The sequence below is a fragment of the Bacteroides oleiciplenus YIT 12058 genome (genome assembly GCF_000315485.1).
Taxonomy (GTDB): Bacteria; Bacteroidota; Bacteroidia; order Bacteroidales; family Bacteroidaceae; genus Bacteroides; species Bacteroides oleiciplenus.
Genome location: NZ_JH992940.1, coordinates 328,544 through 349,137 on the forward strand (window position 1 = coordinate 328,544; position 20,594 = coordinate 349,137).

The window sequence follows — 20,594 nt, forward strand, 5'->3', positions numbered from 1 at the left end:
CAAAATCAACCCCACTTTCGTCTTACAGGTTCTTTAAGTTTTTCATAGCATTATGCAATGAAAACACTTAATTCAAGTAAGCTGAAAGCTCTGCGGCAGAGATGTTTTTGGCTATAATCACACCATTATCATCCAGTAAATAGTTAGTAAATCCTCGACCTAAGCGATACTTTTTAAAGATGCCGGACGACTCGCCTTTAGTTTCCACGAAACAAGTGGGCGTAACTATTTGGTCCTTACGAATGGTTTCCTCGAAGATAGATTGGTATTCATCGAATGAAACGGAAACCATTTCCACATTATTATTTGGAGAAGTTGAGCGAAGCGCATTGCTTAAACTTGCGTTTTGCATCCGGGACTGCGCGTCGTAACTTGCCCAGAAACTGAGTAACACATACTTTCCCTTCATCCGGGAAAGATTTTGAGTAGATTGCTCAGTCGACATAGTTTCGATTTTAAAATCAGGGGCTATGTCACCCACATTCAAACCACCGGTTGGTTTGTCTTTTTCTACGAAAGAAGTCAAGGAACTAATTAGTAATACAACAAAAATCCATTTTACATACTTCATGTAAGGCGGTTTTGGTTAATACTGGTTGATTTACAGATGCTTGTTATGATGCTAAATTAGCGTCTTATAAAACAAATGTAAAATCAACATTTACTAAGATTGTAGAACTACTTGTCCTAAATCGGCGTCAAAGGTACAACATTATTATTGAAAACCAAGTGAATGGTTAATTTATTTATGTTATATAACATGTTTTATGTCTCTAGATATCTTCTGTAGGCATTATTATTCACTTGCTGCTCCTTATTGTAAACCGCGAACATTCCGTTGCTATTCTCGTTCAATAAAAGGGTGTAAAGCATATATTTTCGTTATATTAGTATGAGTAGCGGGAATTTTCCCTACTTTTGCACTGTATTATTCATTAATTTAAATAGACAACTTAATATGCAACCATTGAGCACAGAGCTTATTCTCATTCGTGTCACGGGTGAAGACCGTCCGGGATTGACTGCGTCAGTTACGGAAATTTTAGCAAAATACGACGCTACTATCCTTGACATTGGTCAGGCTGATATTCATAATACGCTATCACTTGGTATCTTATGTAAGACAGAAGAACAACATTCCGGTTTTATCATGAAGGAATTGCTTTTCAAAGCCTCTTCCTTGGGAGTCACTATCCGCTTCTATCCTATTTCGGTGAAAGAATATGAGGATTGGGTAAATATGCAGGGCAAGAACCGCTATATCCTTACGTTGTTGGGGCGTAAGTTATCCGCCCGTCAGATTTCCGCGGTTACTCGTATCCTGTCTGAACAGGGAATGAATATTGATGCCATCAAGCGTCTGACTGGACGTATTCCATTGGATGAATGTGACTCGCGTACCCGCGCCTGCATTGAGTTTTCTGTTCGTGGTACTCCCAAAGATCGCATTGCTATGCAGGAGCAATTGATGAAATTGGCCAGTGAACTGGAAATGGATTTCTCTTTCCAACTTGATAATATGTATCGCCGTATGCGTCGTCTGATATGTTTTGATATGGACTCCACGCTGATTGAAACGGAAGTTATTGACGAACTGGCTATACGTGCCGGCGTGGGTAATGAGGTGAAGGCAATCACCGAACGTGCCATGCGTGGCGAGATAGACTTTACAGAAAGTTTTCGCGAACGCGTGGCTTTATTGAAAGGATTGGATGAATCTGTAATGCAGGAAATTGCAGAAACCCTGCCTATCACGGAGGGGGTAGACCGATTGATGTATGTACTGAAAAAGTATGGTTACAAGATTGCCATTCTTTCCGGTGGTTTCACCTATTTCGGTCAGTATCTGCAAAAGAAATACGGAATTGACTATGTATATGCCAACGAATTGGAAATTGTGGACGGTAAACTGACCGGTCGTTATTTGGGGGACGTGGTGGATGGCAAACGGAAAGCCGAGTTGCTGCGTCTTATCGCGCAAGTGGAGAAGGTAGACATTGCCCAGACTATCGCTGTGGGTGACGGGGCTAATGACCTTCCGATGTTAGGCGTTGCCGGATTGGGTATCGCTTTCCATGCTAAACCGAAAGTGGTGGCCAATGCTAAGCAATCCATTAACACCATCGGTCTGGATGGAGTACTTTATTTCTTGGGCTTTAAAGATTCCTACATCGATTTGCCGAAGTAGCCTGAACTATTCCGCAAATATATTTGTTTCATATAATGACATATATATTTGCGGAACCTCTTAAATATTAATACTATGAAGAGAATCAGGAATCTATTCTACCTCTCTTTACTTTTGATTGTACCCGGTTTTCCTGCCGTTGCACAAAAGAAGCTTCACACTACTCTACCCGACTCCATAACGACTGTCGGATATGCCACAGGTCTTCGTAAGAACCTTTCCGGACTGGTAGAAAGAATTACTGAAAATCAGATGAATAGGGATCAGATAACCAATCCGCTGGATGCTATTCGCGGACGGGTGCCCGGACTGACCATTCTAAAAGGTTCAAACGGTCCTGCAGCACTTGATGCTGTTCGCTTACGCGGTACTACCTCACTGACTACCGGGAACGATCCGCTGATTATAGTGGATGGCGTTTTCGGTGATTTAAGTATGCTTACATCTATTTATCCGGCAGACATTGAAAGTTTCGTGATCCTGAAAGATGCTTCGGAAACGGCACAGTACGGCTCCCGAGGCGCATCGGGAGTCATAGAAATCACTACAAAGAAAGGTGTCAGCGGGCGTACTAGCGTCAATTACAACGGTAGCTTTGGTATTGCCTCGAGTTATAAAACTGTGAGGATGCTTAGTGGAGACGAATTTCGTAGCGTGGCCCGGGAACGTGGTATTTCTATTACTGATTTGGGTAACAACACTGATTTTCAGAAAGAGATAGAGCAAAACGGATTACAGCATAACCATCACATTGCTTTTTCCGGAGGCACAAATACTTCTAATTATCGTGTCTCACTTGCCTTGATGAATCGTGAAGGGGTTATCGTCAATGAAAAATTGCAAAACTTCACATCGAATATGAATATGACGCAGTATGTTTTCGATAATTTCCTGAAATGCGATCTTGGTATGTTTGGCTCCATACAAAAAGAGCGTAATCTGGTGAATTTGCACAAGGTATTCTATTCTGCAGCTTCATTTAACCCCACTTTCCCTAATCATAAAAATTCGGAAACCGGAAGTTGGGATGGAAGTGCCTTTGCCAGCCAGTTATCTCATCCATTGGCCTGGATGGATGTGAATGATAAAGATGCTACATCGCACATCAGCACGCATGCCCGGCTGACGTTTAATCTGTCTGAAGCATGGAAACTTACTCTTTTTGGTTCTTATACTTATAATGTAGTAGAGGATTCACAGTATCTGCCTGTTGCTGTCTGGGCGAATGGACAGGCATACAGAGGGACTAAAAAGATGGAATCATTGCTCGGTAATCTGGTGTTGTCTTATAAGAAGGAATGGAAAAAACATTTCTTTGATATTTTAGGGCTGGCAGAATTGCAGAAAGATCAATATACAGGTTACTATGTTACCGCAACAAAGTTTAGTAGCGATGATGCTGGCTATAATAATCTGCAAGGAGGGGCTCTTCGTCCGTGGGAAGGTAGTGGCTCTTATTATGAAGACCCACGTCTTGTCTCTTTTATGGGACGTGTGAATTATACCTATAATGACCGTTATATCCTGACGGTGAATGCTCGTGGGGATGCTTCTTCTAAGTTCGGGAGTAATCATAAATGGGGATTTTTTCCGGCAGTATCAGTTGCATGGGTAGTCAGTAATGAGAAGTTCATGGAGAAGCTGCCTTTTATTGACAATTTGAAAATTCGTGCCGGATATGGATTGGCGGGCAATCAAAATGGTATTGACTCGTATACTACATTGAACCTGATGCGTCCTAATGGTGTGGCTCCGGTCGGTTCCTCGCCTGTAGTCACGATGAATAAGTTGCGGAATACGAATCCTGATCTAAAGTGGGAGGTGAAACAAACATTCAATGCCGGTATGGAGATAGCTTTGTTGGGCAACCGGTTATTGCTGACTGCGAACTACTATAACTCTAAGACGAAAGACATGCTTTATCTTTATAATGTTAGTGTACCGCCTTTTACTTACAACACTTTGTTGGCAAACATCGGTTCCATGCGCAACTACGGAACGGAGTTATCCATTGGCATTACTCCGCTTAAAACCAAAGATATGGAGCTGAATATCAATGCCAATCTGACCTTCCAACAGAACAAATTGCTTTCCCTCAATGGAACATATCAGGGTGAGCAGATTTCAGCAACTGAGTATAAAAGTCTTGCCGGACTAGATGGCGCCGGATTTCATGGTGGATACAACCATATCGTTTATCAGATTGTGGGCCAGCCATTAGGCGTATTCTATTTACCTCATTCTACAGGGTTGGTATCTGATGGCAATGATGGTTATACTTATCAGATTGCCGATCTCAATGGCGGTGGTGTTAGCTTGGAAGATGGCGAAGACCGTTATGTGGCAGGACAAGCTGTGCCGAAAACGATTCTTGGCTCTAACATAAGTTTCCGCTACAAGGACTTTGACATATCGTTGCAGATTAACGGTGCTTTCGGCCATAAAGTTTACAACGGCACCTCACTGACTTATATGAATATGAACAGCTTCCCCGACTACAACGTCATGAAGAAGGCGCCTGCCCGGAACATAAAAGACCAGACCGCCACGGACTATTGGTTGGAAGATGGTGACTATGTCAACTTCGATTATGTGACGGTAGGCTGGAATGTTCCGCTAAAGAACGCCCGCTATTTGCAGTCGCTCCGTTTATCACTGACAGTCAATAATCTGGCTACCATTTCCGGCTATTCAGGGTTGACCCCTATGATAAACAGTTCGTCGGTAAACTCTACTTTAGGTATAGATGATAAACGTACCTATCCTTTATACCGCACATATACTATCGGACTAAGTGTAAACTTCTAAAACCTAAAGCTATGAAACGTTATTCAATATTCTGCATTTTAGCTGCCCTTTGCTGGCTAGTGACTTCATGCGATGATTTTCTGAAAGAGAAGCCCCGCGATGCACAACCCGAAGAAGAAGGCTATCGCAATATTTCCGAACTTTATCTCAACGCAGTCGCTTCCCTTTACAACTATATCGGTGGTAACTCTGACAGTCAGGGCTTGCAGGGAACAGGTCGTGGCGTATACGATCTGAATACTTTTACTACCGACGAAGCCATAATGCCCACCCGTGGCGGTGACTGGTATGACGGTGGTTTCTGGCAAGGCTTATTCCTGCACAAATGGGGTGTCAACAATGATGCGATACAGGCCACTTGGGAGTATCTTTATAAAGTAGTCATGCTCAGCAATAGCTCTTTGGAACATATAGAAACTTATGCTCTCAACCATTCCGATGCGGAACTTCCTGCCTATCGTGCCGAGGTGCGTGCTTTCCGTGCGATGTACTATTATTATCTGATGGATTTATTTGGACGTATCCCGGTAGTCATGGCTTCTAAGGTTGCTTCGAAAGATATTGTACTAAGCGAGCGTAAAGAAGTATTCGATTTTATATTCAGGGAATTACAAGAATCCGCTCCATTCCTGCCCGCTGAATTCAGTAACCGTTCGGGCAATTACTACGGGCGTCTGACACGTCCTGTTGCCTACTTTTTACTTGCGAAGCTGGCACTGAACGTTGAAATTTATACAGACAATGATTGGACGGACGATACGCACCCCGATGGGAAAACAATCTTTTTTGATGTAGATGGCAGCACATTCAATGCCTGGCAAACAGTGGAAGCTTATTGTGACAAAATTACTGCCCTTGGTTATCGTCTTGAACCGGACTACACTGATAACTTTGCTGTATATAATGAAAGCTCTGTTGAAAATATCTTTACTATTCCGATGAATAAGACCTTATATACCAATCAGATGCAATATCTTTTCCGCTCACGCCACTACAACCATGCTAAAGCATTGGGACTGTCCGGCGAGAATGGGTCGAGTGCTACTATCGAAGCTTTGCAGGCCTTTGGATATGAAACCGATGAACAAGACCCACGCTTTGATTATTGTTATTATGCCGGTACGGTCTATGATTTAAAAGGAAATGTCGTAAAATTGGACGATGGAACGGTTTTGGTTTACGAACCATGGAAGGTTAAGTTAGATTTATCTGACGAATCTTATGAGAAGACTGCCGGTGCCCGTATGAAGAAATATGAGATAGACGATAAGGCAATGAAGGATGGTAAATTGATAGAAAATGATATTGTCCTGTTCCGTTATGCCGATGTGCTGTTGATGAAGAGTGAGGCTAAAGTCCGCGACGGACGCAACGGAGATGAAGAACTGAACCTGGTACGTGCTCGCATTGGAGTGCCGCAACGTACTGCAACCTTAACAAACCTTCTTGCCGAGCGCCAGATGGAATTTGCCTGGGAAGGTTGGCGACGTCAGGATTTAATCCGTTTCGGCCAGTTTACCCGTGCTTACAGTAGTCGTCCGCAACTACCTGATGAAGAAAACGGATATACTACTGTCTTTCCTATCCCTGAGAAAATCAGGCAGATGAACCCAGGATGGAAACAGCATCCGGGGTATTAAAGGAATGAGCTGCAAAGTAGCTTCATTCTTTTGTAATAATCACTTTATTTCCTATCTTTGCGGCTAAATAAAAAAGAAACATGAAGTTTTCCGAACTACAACTGAATGACCGGGTGCTTGATGCGCTGGAAGCCATGCGCTTCGATGAGTGTACACCCATACAAGAGAAATCCATCCCCGTTATACTTGAAGGCAGAGATTTGATAGCCGTAGCGCAAACCGGAACCGGTAAGACTGCTGCCTATTTACTGCCGGTACTGAATAAACTTTCCGAAGGCGGACACCCTGAAGATGCTATCAATTGTATTGTCATGTCGCCCACACGAGAATTGGCGCAACAGATAGATCAGCAGATGGAAGGTTTCTCTTATTTTATGCCTGTCAGTAGCGTGGCAGTCTACGGAGGTAACGACGGGATACTTTTTGAACAACAAAAGAAAGGCTTGATGCTGGGTGCTGATGTTGTGATAGCTACTCCGGGACGTTTGATTGCTCACCTTAGTCTGGGCTATGTCGACCTCTCTCGTGTTTCCTACTTCATTCTTGATGAAGCCGACCGTATGCTCGATATGGGTTTCTTCGACGACATCATGCAGATTGTGAAATACCTGCCTAAAGAACGGCAAACCATCATGTTTTCTGCCACTATGCCCGCCAAAATACAACAACTTGCTAACACCATCCTCAATAATCCCGCCGAAGTAAAGCTTGCTGTCTCCCGTCCTGCTGACAAAATAGTACAGGCAGCCTATGTTTGCTACGAAAACCAGAAGTTGGGTATTATCCGCAGTCTCTTTGCCGAGCAAACGCCAGAACGCGTTATTATCTTCGCATCATCCAAATTGAAAGTAAAAGAAGTGACAAAAGCGCTGAAGTTAATGAAGTTGAACGTAGGTGAAATGCACTCTGATCTGGAGCAGGCACAGCGTGAGGAAGTGATGCATGAGTTCAAAGCTGGCCGCATAAATATCCTTGTAGCTACTGACATCGTGGCACGTGGCATTGATATCGACGATATTCGTCTTGTTCTCAACTACGACGTTCCGCATGATAGTGAAGACTATGTTCACCGTATTGGTCGTACAGCGCGTGCCAATAACGACGGTGTTGCCTTGACTTTCATCAATGAGAAAGAACAGAGTAATTTCAAACAGATAGAAAATTTTCTGGAAAAAGATATTTATAAAATACCTGTGCCGGAGGAATTGGGCGAAGCACCTGAATACAAGCCGCGCAGTTACGATGGTGGCAGACGGAACTTCCACGCTAAGGGAGGCAGGAATGCGAATCGAGGTGGTGGAAATGCCCAGAAAAAAGGTAATCCTTCGAAAGGAAGAAGTGGTGCTCCGAAGAGGAATAACAATACTTCGGGAAGCAGTCAGAAATAAGAGGATGTTTTTCCTTTGATATTTTATTTGATGGTGGAGTTTTACTCCACCATTTTTATATGTAGTTGTTTGTCAGGGCTGATAGTCAGATTCACGAGGTGATAAACAGAACTTTCCGGAACGCGGAGTGTTGCCTCGTAGTGATAACCTTTTCCGTCTACTCCCATGAAATTCATGTCAGTAAGGATCGTTTGTTTCAATTCTTCCTCTGGAAAGATGTCCGCAAATATCTTCTTGGTAATGTCTTTTCCGTATAGCAAGTTCCGTCCTTCGTACACACAGATATGTATTACGTTGTCATAATATACATTATCCATGCCGATACCTTCTTCAGAGTAGGCAGTCTTTATTACTTTCATTTGCGAGGGATTGATATAGACATAGCCCCGATATCTCGTACCTTTATATACTACTACACTATCTTTTTTCACCACTTCCGGAATGTTAGGAGTGATTTCCGTTTCTTGGCTGGAAAATGCCAGTGTATCTTCCGGATTGTCCGACTTATACAACTTCACAATCTCATCAGAGAGACTGTGGAACCAAAAACTATATTCCGTTTGCCGATCTATCTTATAAGCTATTGGTGTGTTTCCACGCACGTATATCGTATCGCGGATAACTTTAAAGTAAACGGGCAGATTCTGTGGGTCGAGATAATAGATCGTATCACCGTTAATACGCATTAACGGTATATCCGTCTCGTCATCCAGCCATATACCTTGCAAAAGTCTTTTTGCGGTCAGGTCTTCCTTGTCGGAAGCCTCTCCGTTTTTAGCGTTGTTGCAAGAAGCCAGCATCATAACGAGCACCATGGAAATAGCACCCCACTTTATCATAACTCCCTCTGTTTTGTTAAATTCTTAATGTCCAATGCAATGGTAAGCAAAACCTTGCTCTTCCATATCTTTTTTATCATAGATATTACGTCCGTCCAGCACTACAGCCTGCTCCATAGTTTTCTTGATAACTGCCCACGACGGCAAGCGGAATTCTTTCCATTCCGTAACCAGCATCATGGCATCGGCATCAAGTACGGCATCATACATATCCTTTGCATAATATATGCTTTCACCTATTCGGCGGCGACATTCGTCCATTGCAGCAGGATCGTAAGCACGCACTTTACATCCGACTTTCAGCAATTTGTCTATCAAGACCAGTGAGGGTGCTTCGCGCATATCGTCGGTTTCCGGTTTGAAAGCCAATCCCCACAAGGCGATGGTCTTACCTTTCAGGTCATTATTGAAATGCTTACAGAGTTTTTCGAAGAGAATACTTTTCTGCAATTCATTCACTTCCTCTACAGCATGGAGCACGCGCATCTGATAACCGTTCAACTCAGCAGTCTTGATAAGCGCTTTTACGTCTTTAGGGAAACAAGAACCGCCATAGCCGATGCCCGGATACAGGAATTTGCGTCCGATACGGGTGTCCGAACCAATACCGCTACGCACCATATTGACGTCTGCACCTACCAGTTCGCAAAGATTGGCAATATCGTTCATGAAACTGATGCGGGTGGCAAGCATTGAGTTGGCTGCATATTTGGTCATTTCGGCAGATGGAATATCCATGAAGATGACGCGGAAGTTATTCAGCAAGAACGGCTTGTAGAGCTTACTCATTAACTTCTTTGCACGTTCAGACTCCACTCCCACTACTACGCGGTCGGGACTCATGAAATCATTGATGGCATTGCCCTCTTTCAGAAATTCGGGATTGGAAGCTACATCGAATTGAATGCTAACACCCCGTTTATCCAATTCTTCCTGAATGGTGGCACGCACCTTCTTTGCCGTACCTACGGGAACGGTACTCTTTGTAACTACCAGCATGTACTTCTGCATATTCCGTCCGATGGTGCGGGCAACTTCGAGCACATAGCTAAGGTCAGCACTCCCATCTTCATCGGGCGGAGTACCAACAGCACTGAAAACGACTTCCACTTCGTTCAGGCAACTTTCCAGGGAAGTCGTGAAGTGCAGGCGATCTGCTTTTACATTGCGGTTCACCATCTCTTCCAAGCCACTCTCATAGATAGGAATGATACCTTTCTTCAGTGCTTCTATTTTCTCACTGTTGGTGTCTACACAAATAACGTTGACACCGATTTCTGCAAAACAGGTTCCGGTCACCAGACCGACGTACCCTGTACCGACAATAGCTATTTTCATATTCTATTATTAAAAATATTCCGCATCCCGGAAGAGCGGGGCATCTTTATCTTTGGGGGATAATAATAATCGTTCTTCGGCAACAGGCCAGTCTATGCCTATTGTGTCATCATTGAAACGAATGGATGCTTCTACTTGTGGGGCATACGCATTATCCACTTTATATGTAAAAATAGCTTCGTCGCTGAGTACTAGAAAGCCGTGTGCAAATCCACGGGGAATGAAGAATTGGCGTTTATTCTCTTCGCTCAGTTCCACGCTGACATACTTACCGAACGTTGGAGATGATTGACGTAAATCTACCGCCACATCCAGCACTCTCCCTTTTATGACACGCACTAGTTTGGCCTGACAATATTCTCCTTTTTGATAGTGCAATCCGCGCAACACGCCGAAAGAGGATTTCGACTCGTTGTCCTGAATAAAATGAACGTCCCCGACGTGCGCTTTGAATTCCTCTTCTTTAAAGGCTTCCATAAAATAACCGCGTTCGTCACGAAACACTTTCGGTTCAATCAGCCATACACCATCAATTTCCGTTTGTATATAATTCATCTTCTTAGAATTTTTTTCGTACTTTCAGTTGGCAACCAAAATTGTCGCCATATATTTCTCCCATGTCAAAAGCGATGGAAGCATTGAACTGCCATCCCTTCCATTTTCGGGGAGAATAGAAAACTGATGCAAAAGTAGAAAAATTTTCTAATATATCGGGTATAGGTTTGAAAGGAGTTCCCCAAGTTTTATTATATGATAGTTTTGCGAGATAAGTCCACTCGGCACTGATGTCTCCGCTCCAACCCACATGCATTGCCCGGATACGGTTGTATTTGAAGGCCATATCGCCATCTTTGTTGTAGATGGGAGATGCAACCAAGGGATTTCCCATCGCCATTCCCCAGTGCACCCAACCGGGATACCAGTCATTATTATAATAGTTGTCAGCTCCGCCTGTTTTTTCCACTACCGTGAAATCCACTCCATGCATCGGGCCGCTTTGATTGGTAGTCTGATAATATTCCAGTACAAAGCCATTGATGGCTTGTCGGTGGTTGGATTTATATTCAATTCCCCACAAACCATCAAAACCATTTAATTTCCCCATTCCACTGAAATCATCGTAATAATTTTCCAGATAGGCACTTATGGAAAAGTCGTCGTGACGGTAGGTCATACGGATATGCTCGCTACCCATGAAATTGCCTTGGTAAGCTATTTGCTCTCCTTCCGGACTGCTGTCATCTCCACGACTGGGGATGAATACTTTGAAATAATCTTTCCAGCTATTTCCTAAATCTCCTGCATCCATTCCGGCACTTTTATAGCCACCGAATTGTACATCCAGACTCATGCCTACATCCAGTTGCCATTTACCTTGCGGCACACCGATGCGAAGGAAGCCGCTTTTGTGGTGATACTTAATACTTTTGGTATACCAATAATCCTCTCCTACCTGTTTCTTTTGATAATTGTTGTCAGTAAACCATCCGTATGAAATTTCTGCTTTCATGGCAAGCCTCGGGAGTATCTGTACATATTCAGGAAGCCCTATCCATACTTGCGGAATGGGTCTTGCATTGCCCGACCAGGTTAATCCGCCACTGCTCAATTGTTGGTTTAATAATGGAGAGTCATTTTCTTTACTACCAACAAGTAATCCTATCCATTTGTACCGGATGTCCGCATAGCCTTGTTGCAGTACAAAGGTAGATGTGAAACCAGAAGCTACTGCCATATCCAAGCCACCTTCAAGACGCCAATTACGAAGTGTATCCGTATAAAAAGCTCCTCCTCTTAGGTAAGTATTATTGTCGATTGAGGAAAAACCATGTTGGTTGCTTACTTGCCATAGAGGAGTATTCTCGCCTGTGTGGGCGGAGACACCATATTCTACAAAAGAAGATAAATTTTGCCGTTTCCACCCATTTTGCGCCTTTACTGCCAATCCGGTAGAACAGCAAAATAGAATAGCAAGAATATGACAGACTGTACGCATAGGCTTATCGGAATATAATTTTCAGAGTGTTAAGCATGATTTTCAGATCCAGTGCAAATGACCAATGTTCAATATACCAAATATCATATTCCACTCTTTTTTTCATTTTATCCAATTTCTCCGTTTCTCCACGCAGGTTGTGTATCTGCGCCCAACCAGTTATCCCCGGTTTTACCAGCAATCTCTTGTTATAGTCAGGGATGATGCCGCAATATTGTTCCGTGTGTATCAGCATATGGGGCCGGGGACCTACTATCGACATGTCTCCGATGAGCACGTTCCAAAACTGGGGTAATTCATCAATGCTGGTAACACGCAGGATACGTCCGAATGGAGTGATACGGGGATCATCATCATATGCTTGTTGGGTATCTGCTTTACAGTTAGGCAACATGGAACGAAATTTGTAACAGGTAAATTCCCGACCGCACTGCCCATTTCTCTTTTGAGAAAATATGATGTTACCGGGCATTTTAATCTTGATACAACATCCTATAATGATATATGCCCATGGATATATCAGAATCAAGACTATGGATGCAAACACGATATCTAATGTACGTTTAAGAATTCTATTGCATTTCCGTTGCAGCGGAAAATGATATGATGGATAATGTATATTCATGCTAAAATATTACAATACTTTTGATTAATAGAACGGTAAATCTGATTCTATATTGCTTTAGATAATCAAAGAATCATAAATTTCTTTAGTCTGCCGGGCAATATTATTCCAGTCATATGATGATAGGTTATAAGTAATCCGTTCAGCCTGAATACTTTCTATTTTCTTTTCTAATGTTTGCTGCAGGCTGGCAAGATTACCATTTTTGAAGTAACATTCATCCGGCAATCCTATTTCCTTGTTGGCAGGTATGTCGCTTGCAAGTATAGGACATCCATAACTCATAGCTTCGAGCAATGCGATTGGCAATCCTTCATGAGTCGATGGTAATACAAATATCCGGGCATATGCATATAATTGTGCTAATTTGTCTCCTTTTATAAATCCGGTCAAAAGTATATTTTCCTCTCTTTGGCATATCCCTTTTAGTTTTTGGGCATATTCATCCTGATGATCGGCATCACCGGCTATTACTAACTTTACGGAGGACGGAGACAGCTCTTTGAATGCTTCAACCAGCTTGTCGAATCCTTTTTCTTTTACCAGACGGCCAACAGCTAGAATATAAGAGTATTCGGTTAACCCCAGACTGTGAAGATAGCCTGTATCAGATATCTCGGTGCTTACATTGACTCCGTTATGTATTACAGTGATATTGTTTTTCGATGAATATTGTTGCTGTATCATATTCCGTATATGCTCTGAAATCACGATCACATGGTTTGCATAACGTATACCGGCCTTTTCTCCCGTCCGAAGTATCCATTTGGCAAATGCTCCCCATTTTTCCCGGTTATAATCCGGACCGTGATGTGTTACTATCGCCTTCATTCCTAACATACGTACAATAGGGGTCATCAGCGCCGGGCCTACTGCATGGATGTGTACTATGTCCGCTCCCACTTTTCGAGCATACAATACGGCCAGAAACGTATGTAAGAAAGCTTCCAGATGCTTGTTTCGAGGCACTTTTATGTCTTTTATTGTAACTTGTTTATAGCTTTTTACGGTATGGTCTGTTGCATAGCCTGGACGACGAACTACAATCACTTCATGTTGTTCATCTGCAATTAAAGGATATAGTTCTTCGCAATGGGTCTCTACTCCTCCTTGTATGCCGGGAATACCTCTGGTACCTGTAACTACGATTTTCATTCTTTTAGCCTTTCAGATTTATAGGGTGTCCCATTGCGGACTGTATTTTTTGATGTAACACCCATCGTAATGGGATGGTAATATATTTCTTCATTACTGGAGCGGCGGTGCCTACCATCCAGCAATTCTTGGGGCATTTACGTACGTAGTCTCTGACACGCTCGGCCTGTTCACTTCTCCATAAGTCCTGAAAAGAAGACATTGTGCGGACGTTTCCCATGCTTTCTTTCCAGTATTTACTTTCTAATCCATTGCATGGATACACATCGCCATAAGGAGTTACAAAGAAGTTTACCAGTCCGGCTTCACAAGGAAGCAAACGTGGTTTTCCCTGTATATAATTTATTAATCCCCAATTGAAGTAAGCGCGAAACCAAGCTTTGGGATGTTTTTCTCTCAATTGCCATTCAATTAATTTGCCGAAGTTGCTGCAAACTTCTTCCTTATTGGTGAAAGTATTATCTGTTTTGTGGAAGTAATACGAATTATGCAAAGCAGCAGTTGCAAATTCCATACCGAGTGAACGTGACAAACGATAGAGAGAAAGCATATCAGTCGAATTAGAATCGGAAACCGTAATGCCGAAGCCTATATCTTTGATACCCATTTCTTTTAATCGCAATAAAGTACGTATTCCTCTATCAAATCCACCTTGACGTCCTCTAAGTTCATCATTCTTTTGAGATAATCCCTCGATACTGATGCGTATTCCTATATTGGGAAATTTCTCAGCCAGATGAATAATGCGTTCTTCATACCATCCCGAAGTTGAAATAACAACACGTTGAGACTTGCGGAATGCTACTTCCACTATCTCCTCCAAATCCTCCCGGATGAATGGTTCTCCGCCGGTTATATTAATGAATTTCACTTTAGGTAGTTTCTCTATCTCTGCAGGAGTAATTTCCTTATCTTTATGGGTCGGATTTTGCCAGATATTACACATTTGGCACTGCATAGGGCAGCGGTATGTGACGATAATACACATATCAGTAGGTGAGCTAATGTCTGATTTCATGTATATATAAAATTAATAGGTTTACAAAATTAGTACTTTTCACTCTCTTTCTGCTATTTGAAGCCACTTTTGGTAATATCGTTTATCGGAAAAACGCCGGAGTGAAGTAGCCGCCAGACTACCCCGATGTATAGAAGTTGCAGAAGCAAACATTTCGGTAATGAGTGTTGGCAATTCATTATCCCGCTCAAAGAGACAATTACATTTGTCGGTTTCCAATAGTTCCGGAATGCCGCCGATGTTTCTGCCTAATACGGGAGTACCATAGCACAGAGATTCGATGACGCTAAGAGGATTGTTTTCATACCAGATAGAAGGAATTACGGTAAATGATACCTTCTTTAAAAGCTCTGCAATATCTTTAGAAGCCAAATGTCCAAGAAAGACAATATTATCTGCTGTATATTTTCGTACCAAATCATTCTTTAAAGGTCCTGTACCAGCAATATATAATGTATAAGGTAATTGAGTAGCAGCTTTTAAGAGTGGTTCTACCCCTTTTTCTTCTGATAAACGTCCGATATAAGCATAGGAATTTTCCCGTTCGTAACCGGACGGATTTACATCGGATTTGATTTGCTTTTCTGATATGAAATTGTGAATAATTTGTAGTTTCTCAGCCGAATATCCTCCCTGTTGCATTTTCTCTGCCATAAAACGACTGGGACAAATAAATGTATCTGTCCATTCCATAAGTTTTTTCTTATTCCAGTTTTTAGCTTCTGCCCAAGCTAAAATGCTTGCCGGCAGATTATCTTTCATGCATTTACGGAGTATTGCATTCTTTTTATTGAAAAAACAGGCCTCGCATACTTCTCCCTTACATAGACAATTATATGCCGGGCATAGCAACTTGTAATCATGCAGTGTCCAGATAACCTTGATTCCCTGTTCGTGCGCAAGTCGGGCAACCAGAGGAGAAAGATAAGAGTGAATATTATTCAGATGCACAATGTCCGGTTGAAAATCTTTTAAGAGTTCTTTAAAACCTTCTTTTACTCCTGTACCCCATAAAATACGCTTGGCGGCTTTTATTTTTCCGGATAGGCTTGCTGAAGAGAAGTTGATTTCTTTTGCAAAAAAAGGTTTGTCTTTATCCTGTATGTTTTCCGGATAATCCATAGCATAAAAGCGTACCGTATGCCCCGCTTCGCGCAGCATCTGGCCAAGGTTCAGGGTATGAATACAATCACCTCCCCGGGGATAAAGGAACTTATTGACAAGAAGAATTTTCATTGCTGATATATTTATTTAGACCACATTTTTATTGGCTTTATAAAGTTAGTATATGATATTTCAGACTTTATTTTAATGCAATAATAGAGACAACCATATAGATTAATACATAAAGATTTTGAGGCGAACCTATGAGCTAATTTATAGATTATAAGCTGCTTTCTGTTCTCGATACCCAAACTTTCAAATAGCTTTAGCAGAGATCGAAAATACAAATATCGTCTTTTGATAAATTTGAATATCTTGAATATTTTCTTTTGTTTTCTGTGGTTAAGGAGTGTCATGGAGTCGTTATGCCTTCTCCAAAGGACCAGAGGATCAGAAATATACACTATACTATTGCGATATGCTGCCGAAATAGCCAACCACCAATCATAATAAACATCAAAGTTCCATTCGTGAATTTCATTAATAAACTCTTTTTTTATCAACATCCGGTGTCCTGAGATTATATTATTGAACATGATATCTTCAATCTGATTCTCAGGTATAGAAGAATCACATTCAAAGGTTTGGTCTTTAAAACCGGAGATAGACCCAGAGAAAGGTATGGCATTGCTATAGGCAAGCACATGATTTCCTATCTCTTTCATCATAACTTCTATTTTTTCAGGAAACCATATGTCATCCTGGTCTGAAATAGCGATGTAATCGCCTGATGCCATATCCATCAATCGCTTAAAATTGTAGTTGACTCCATGATGTTTATCATCCGGATTGATGATTTTGATATTCTTATATTTATGTGCGTAATTATTCAGAATAGTCATTGTGTTATCCGTACTTCCATCGTCTCCTACGAGTAGTTCATGGATAGGATAAGTCTGAGCAAAGATGGAATCTAATTGCTCTTCAATATATTTCTCACCATTATATGATGCGAGTATGACTGATACTGTTTTCATTTTTGAAGTAAGATATTATAAAGTTTCTTGGTGTATATATCTTTAGAGCACTCTGATTTCAGTCTATCACGTAATGCCTTTCCTTTCGCTCTGGCAATATCGGTATGCTGCAGGTGATATTTAATTTCTTTGATGTATTGATTAGGGTCGCTTTTACATAGTACTCCTGATTTCTCATCAATATATTCTTTGGTGACTGGAGTGGATGTTGTAATAATCGGTTTCTGCTGTGATGCAGCCTGAAATATCACAATTAACCCTGCTGGTGCATCAGTGTTTAGAGGGAGCACCACAATAGATGATTCTTGCAATAACTTGTTAAATTCAGCTAACCGTACATTATTAAAAATATGTATGTTTTCGGGTAATGGCATCTTTGAATAATGTTTCCAAACCGAATCTGACATAACCAAAGTAAATTGCACATCTGGCATACTTTGGCCTATTTTTATGATTAGTTCCCAGTCCCTGCCATTGTTTCCTCCGCAAAACACTTTATTTCCACAGTCTTTATATTCTCTTTCCTCTTTCTCGCTGAAGGGATAGACATCATGTAGCAGTGCATATGATTTCCTTATTTTTAGTTGGCGATTTAATGCTTCTCCGTATTCTAAAGATGTGACGGTAGCTTCCAGGTTGGTTGATTGTAATGCTGATTTATACAAGTATGATACTATCTTATTTTTTAGTGTCGGTTTGTTCTTTAATAAAAGATTCAATATGATGATTCTTCTTTTCAGGAAGAGTAATCTGCAAATCCAAAAAGAGATAATTCCTTGAAAATCATACCAAAAAATCAGCGTATCATTGGATGAAGACTTGTCAATAGCATTCGATGCTCCTTTTAACCAGGCTATCCACTTATATTTGCTGCCAGGAGAATATATCTCTTCTATGCTGATACCATTTTTTCTCAATGCTCCAGCTATATATTCATGATTATCACAGAAATTATCGAATACAATATAGTTCATATATCCTCAGATTATTAATAGTATACTTTCCTTTTCAATCTCTTTTGTAAATAGAGCCATATAATTAAAGTGGTAAGCATCTCAATGAGTATATATACAAAGGCATATCCGTTTTCTTGCCAGTAGAAAATGGAAATGGCGTACATGATACATGATACTGCATTCACAAATAGCATAATGGCAACATATTGCCGGATGTATCCTTGTGTAAAAAAGACTTTCATATAAGCCAAGCTCATGGCAGTGAAAGGCATACTAAATGTGAGCAGACCGATAAGATATGAAAGCTTAGTTGCTGCTTCAGCGGGCATTTTTCCTAATCCGAAAAGTGTTTCGGCAATGAAGCCACGCAACAGGAATATCACCAATGATGTGAACAAAGTGAGTAAGAATAAGCGGACTGCTATCCGGGATGCGGATTGGTAGATTTCATGTTCTTTTCCATCCCCTTTCAGATTATTGAGTTTTATTTGAAGTACGGCTGCAAACTGTTGTATCCATGCTAAAGGTGCCTGGATGAACTTTTGTGCATAATTGATTATAGTTATGACACCTGGCTGATAATATGATAACAGATACATGGGGAATGTTGAAGCGAAAATGACAACTCCTTGGTTAAAAGCCAACCCTGTTATGGATTTCCATTGATGAGATATAGCGGAGAAGTCTGTCAGGAGGAATTTCCATTGTAATTTTCTCTTCATGAGAATAATCAGTATAATCGAATTAATCGCGCTGGCTATACAACTCCCATATATCATGGATGTGACACCGATAGTCTCTTTAAATAAAAGTAAGGCCAGAATGATTCCGCCGTTTAATAGCAGGTTGCAGACTAAGGGTAAAGAGAAAAATTTGAATGAAACTAATATTTCTGTCAGATACAAATTGGTAGCCATAAGTAGCATTAGCCAAAGCGACGCATAATAGATGTGTATGTACTTTTCTATATCTTCCGATGGAAAATTGGTTATTAGTTCCGGTACTCTATCTCCTGCCAGACTCACAAGCAATATGAATAAAAGTATAAGAGAAATGAAACTGTACATAAAAGCATTCAGATATTTCATTTCCGCTTTTGCTGAAACAGAATGCCGCAACAACATAGATTGTGGTATGAGAATTGAAGTTGCAATTGTTTGTATCATCCCTCCTATCAGTATCACTAAATTGAAGAGATAGAAATACAGGTCAGTTCCGGTATTGGCACCAAAATAATAGGCAATCAATAAATGTTGCACAAATGCCACTCCTTTAGCCAACACGCTAAAGAAAGATGAATGGATGGCACCTTTCTTATATGTTTCGCTGTTCAACTTCATCTTTTTTTGTCATCATGAGGGCTAATATAATTAAAACAAATAATCCACGGTTATGTGTGAAAGTGGAATCTGCTATACCTTCTATAAGGAAGAACAAAAAGACCATCCAGATATATGCACTTTTATGTATACTCATGTCAGTAGACTTCCGAACGATTGTATACCAAAAGAAGAAATACAGGATGACTCCGATTATCCCAAATTGAGCCAGTTCAGGATAAAAAGCGTCACAAATAAAGATGGGCATATCTTTTGATAGTCCCCATATATGGTCGAGGCTATATGTCTCATAAATAGGAGAATAATATTCAGCAGAAGCAAATGTGCCAAAACTGCCTAACCCACAGCCGAATGGGAAATAGTCATATAAGATTTGTCCGGAGGTGAATAACATGGCAGGTCGGCTCCACATTTCGCGGGAATTCATCATTCCATCAATATAATAGATTATTATTTTTTCTCTGGCAAACCAAATGGCAAGAAGACATATAAAAATACCTGCTATAATGCTTTTCCAGCTTAATCGTATCTGTCCGCCCAGTTTGGTGAACACTATGAGGCTGGTGGCTACTGCCCAGAAACCATAAAATTTAGCCCGGGTGGAGAAGAAACCTATGGTCAACAAAAATAGAAATATGAAAACATCACTCCATTTATAAGTACTGCAATAAAGGAATAAAAAGGCGGTGGCGATGGCAGCCGTCGCAAAGCGGGAGGGATGCCCGAATAGGGTATAAAGCTGACCCGACAATCCGACAATAATTAGTAATCCTCCCACAACTAAGCAGAGAATGCTGATGAAATATTTTTGGGAACATGAAAATTGTGGTGCAATTAAATAGGCGCAATAAAAACCGAGGAAAGGTTTTATCTGAATGAGCAGGTCGGTAAAAATGGCTTTAGGGACATTGCTTTGTATGATGAAAGAATAAATGGCGTAAAAAAGAAAGATAGTAATAATTATGACGACAGGTATCAACTTTTTCCAGTTTTTTCTTTCCCAAACTATGACACCTGCAAACAGGCATAGGAAAAGTGCCATTAGCTCATCTGTATATTTGAATTCAATGAAGTCATACAATATGACACCAAAGATGTAGCCTGCTACAAGAAAGGCGAAAAATAAATTATTTTTGGAGCAGACCAGCTGTGAAAGCATGAG

General features: G+C 41.1%; 17 protein-coding genes. 4 read left to right on the forward strand and 13 right to left on the reverse strand.

From position 1 onward, the window contains the following. Positions 1-67 precede the first annotated feature (67 nt). On the reverse strand, positions 68-571 hold the full coding sequence (locus HMPREF9447_RS01250) for a thioredoxin-like domain-containing protein (protein ID WP_009127388.1): 504 nt from the start codon (positions 569-571) through the stop codon (positions 68-70). A gap of 387 nt (positions 572-958) precedes the next feature. Between HMPREF9447_RS01250 and serB the strand changes: the two genes are divergently transcribed. From serB to HMPREF9447_RS01270, 4 genes are all read left to right on the forward strand, one after another. Next, complete coding sequence (serB, locus tag HMPREF9447_RS01255; RefSeq protein ID WP_009127390.1) at positions 959-2,188, forward strand: phosphoserine phosphatase SerB; 1,230 nt, start codon at positions 959-961, stop codon at positions 2,186-2,188. A gap of 75 nt (positions 2,189-2,263) precedes the next feature. Next, entirely contained in the window at positions 2,264-4,996 is a 2,733-nt protein-coding gene (locus tag HMPREF9447_RS01260) for a SusC/RagA family TonB-linked outer membrane protein (RefSeq protein ID WP_009127391.1), read from the forward strand. A gap of 11 nt (positions 4,997-5,007) precedes the next feature. Continuing rightward, complete coding sequence (locus HMPREF9447_RS01265; protein ID WP_009127392.1) at positions 5,008-6,636, forward strand: RagB/SusD family nutrient uptake outer membrane protein; 1,629 nt, start codon at positions 5,008-5,010, stop codon at positions 6,634-6,636. Between the two features lie 80 nt (positions 6,637-6,716). After that, positions 6,717-8,024, forward strand: coding sequence for a DEAD/DEAH box helicase (locus HMPREF9447_RS01270; protein ID WP_009127393.1), 1,308 nt, complete (start codon positions 6,717-6,719; stop codon positions 8,022-8,024). A gap of 41 nt (positions 8,025-8,065) precedes the next feature. Here HMPREF9447_RS01270 and HMPREF9447_RS01275 read toward each other — a convergent pair whose 3' ends face one another. From HMPREF9447_RS01275 to HMPREF9447_RS01330, 12 genes are read right to left on the reverse strand one after another with little or no spacing between them, the layout of a single operon-like run. Further along, complete coding sequence (locus tag HMPREF9447_RS01275) at positions 8,066-8,863, reverse strand: DUF4738 domain-containing protein (RefSeq protein WP_009127394.1); 798 nt, start codon at positions 8,861-8,863, stop codon at positions 8,066-8,068. Between the two features lie 24 nt (positions 8,864-8,887). Then, positions 8,888-10,201 carry a UDP-glucose dehydrogenase family protein gene (locus HMPREF9447_RS01280; protein WP_009127395.1) on the reverse strand — a complete coding sequence of 438 codons (1,314 nt, stop codon included), beginning with the start codon at positions 10,199-10,201 and terminating at the stop codon, positions 8,888-8,890. Between the two features lie 9 nt (positions 10,202-10,210). Then, positions 10,211-10,756 (reverse strand): dTDP-4-dehydrorhamnose 3,5-epimerase, encoded by a 546-nt coding sequence (rfbC, locus tag HMPREF9447_RS01285; protein ID WP_009127396.1) that lies wholly within the window; start codon positions 10,754-10,756, stop codon positions 10,211-10,213. 4 nt (positions 10,757-10,760) lie between these two features. Continuing rightward, on the reverse strand, positions 10,761-12,197 hold the full coding sequence (locus tag HMPREF9447_RS01290; protein ID WP_009127397.1) for a capsule assembly Wzi family protein: 1,437 nt from the start codon (positions 12,195-12,197) through the stop codon (positions 10,761-10,763). A 4-nt stretch (positions 12,198-12,201) separates the two neighbouring features. After that, complete coding sequence (locus HMPREF9447_RS01295) at positions 12,202-12,822, reverse strand: sugar transferase (RefSeq protein ID WP_009127398.1); 621 nt, start codon at positions 12,820-12,822, stop codon at positions 12,202-12,204. 57 nt (positions 12,823-12,879) lie between these two features. Continuing rightward, the gene (locus HMPREF9447_RS01300) at positions 12,880-13,977 is read right to left on the reverse strand and encodes a glycosyltransferase family 4 protein (protein WP_009127399.1); all 1,098 of its coding nucleotides are present in this window, start codon (positions 13,975-13,977) and stop codon (positions 12,880-12,882) included. A gap of 4 nt (positions 13,978-13,981) precedes the next feature. Beyond that, entirely contained in the window at positions 13,982-14,995 is a 1,014-nt protein-coding gene (locus tag HMPREF9447_RS01305; protein WP_009127400.1) for a radical SAM/SPASM domain-containing protein, read from the reverse strand. Positions 14,996-15,034: 39 nt separating this feature from the next. Beyond that, the gene (locus HMPREF9447_RS01310) at positions 15,035-16,231 is read right to left on the reverse strand and encodes a glycosyltransferase (protein ID WP_009127401.1); all 1,197 of its coding nucleotides are present in this window, start codon (positions 16,229-16,231) and stop codon (positions 15,035-15,037) included. Between the two features lie 11 nt (positions 16,232-16,242). Further along, positions 16,243-17,136 (reverse strand): glycosyltransferase, encoded by an 894-nt coding sequence (locus HMPREF9447_RS01315; protein ID WP_009127402.1) that lies wholly within the window; start codon positions 17,134-17,136, stop codon positions 16,243-16,245. Further along, the gene (locus tag HMPREF9447_RS01320; RefSeq protein ID WP_009127403.1) at positions 17,133-18,110 is read right to left on the reverse strand and encodes a glycosyltransferase; all 978 of its coding nucleotides are present in this window, start codon (positions 18,108-18,110) and stop codon (positions 17,133-17,135) included. Before HMPREF9447_RS01320 ends, HMPREF9447_RS01315 begins: the two co-directional genes overlap by 4 nt. Before the next feature lie 14 nt (positions 18,111-18,124). After that, the gene (locus HMPREF9447_RS01325; RefSeq protein WP_009127404.1) at positions 18,125-19,432 is read right to left on the reverse strand and encodes a lipid II flippase MurJ; all 1,308 of its coding nucleotides are present in this window, start codon (positions 19,430-19,432) and stop codon (positions 18,125-18,127) included. Then, a complete protein-coding gene (locus tag HMPREF9447_RS01330) occupies positions 19,407-20,591 on the reverse strand; it encodes a hypothetical protein (protein WP_009127405.1) in 1,185 nt (394 codons plus the stop codon). Before HMPREF9447_RS01330 ends, HMPREF9447_RS01325 begins: the two co-directional genes overlap by 26 nt. Positions 20,592-20,594 lie beyond the last annotated feature (3 nt).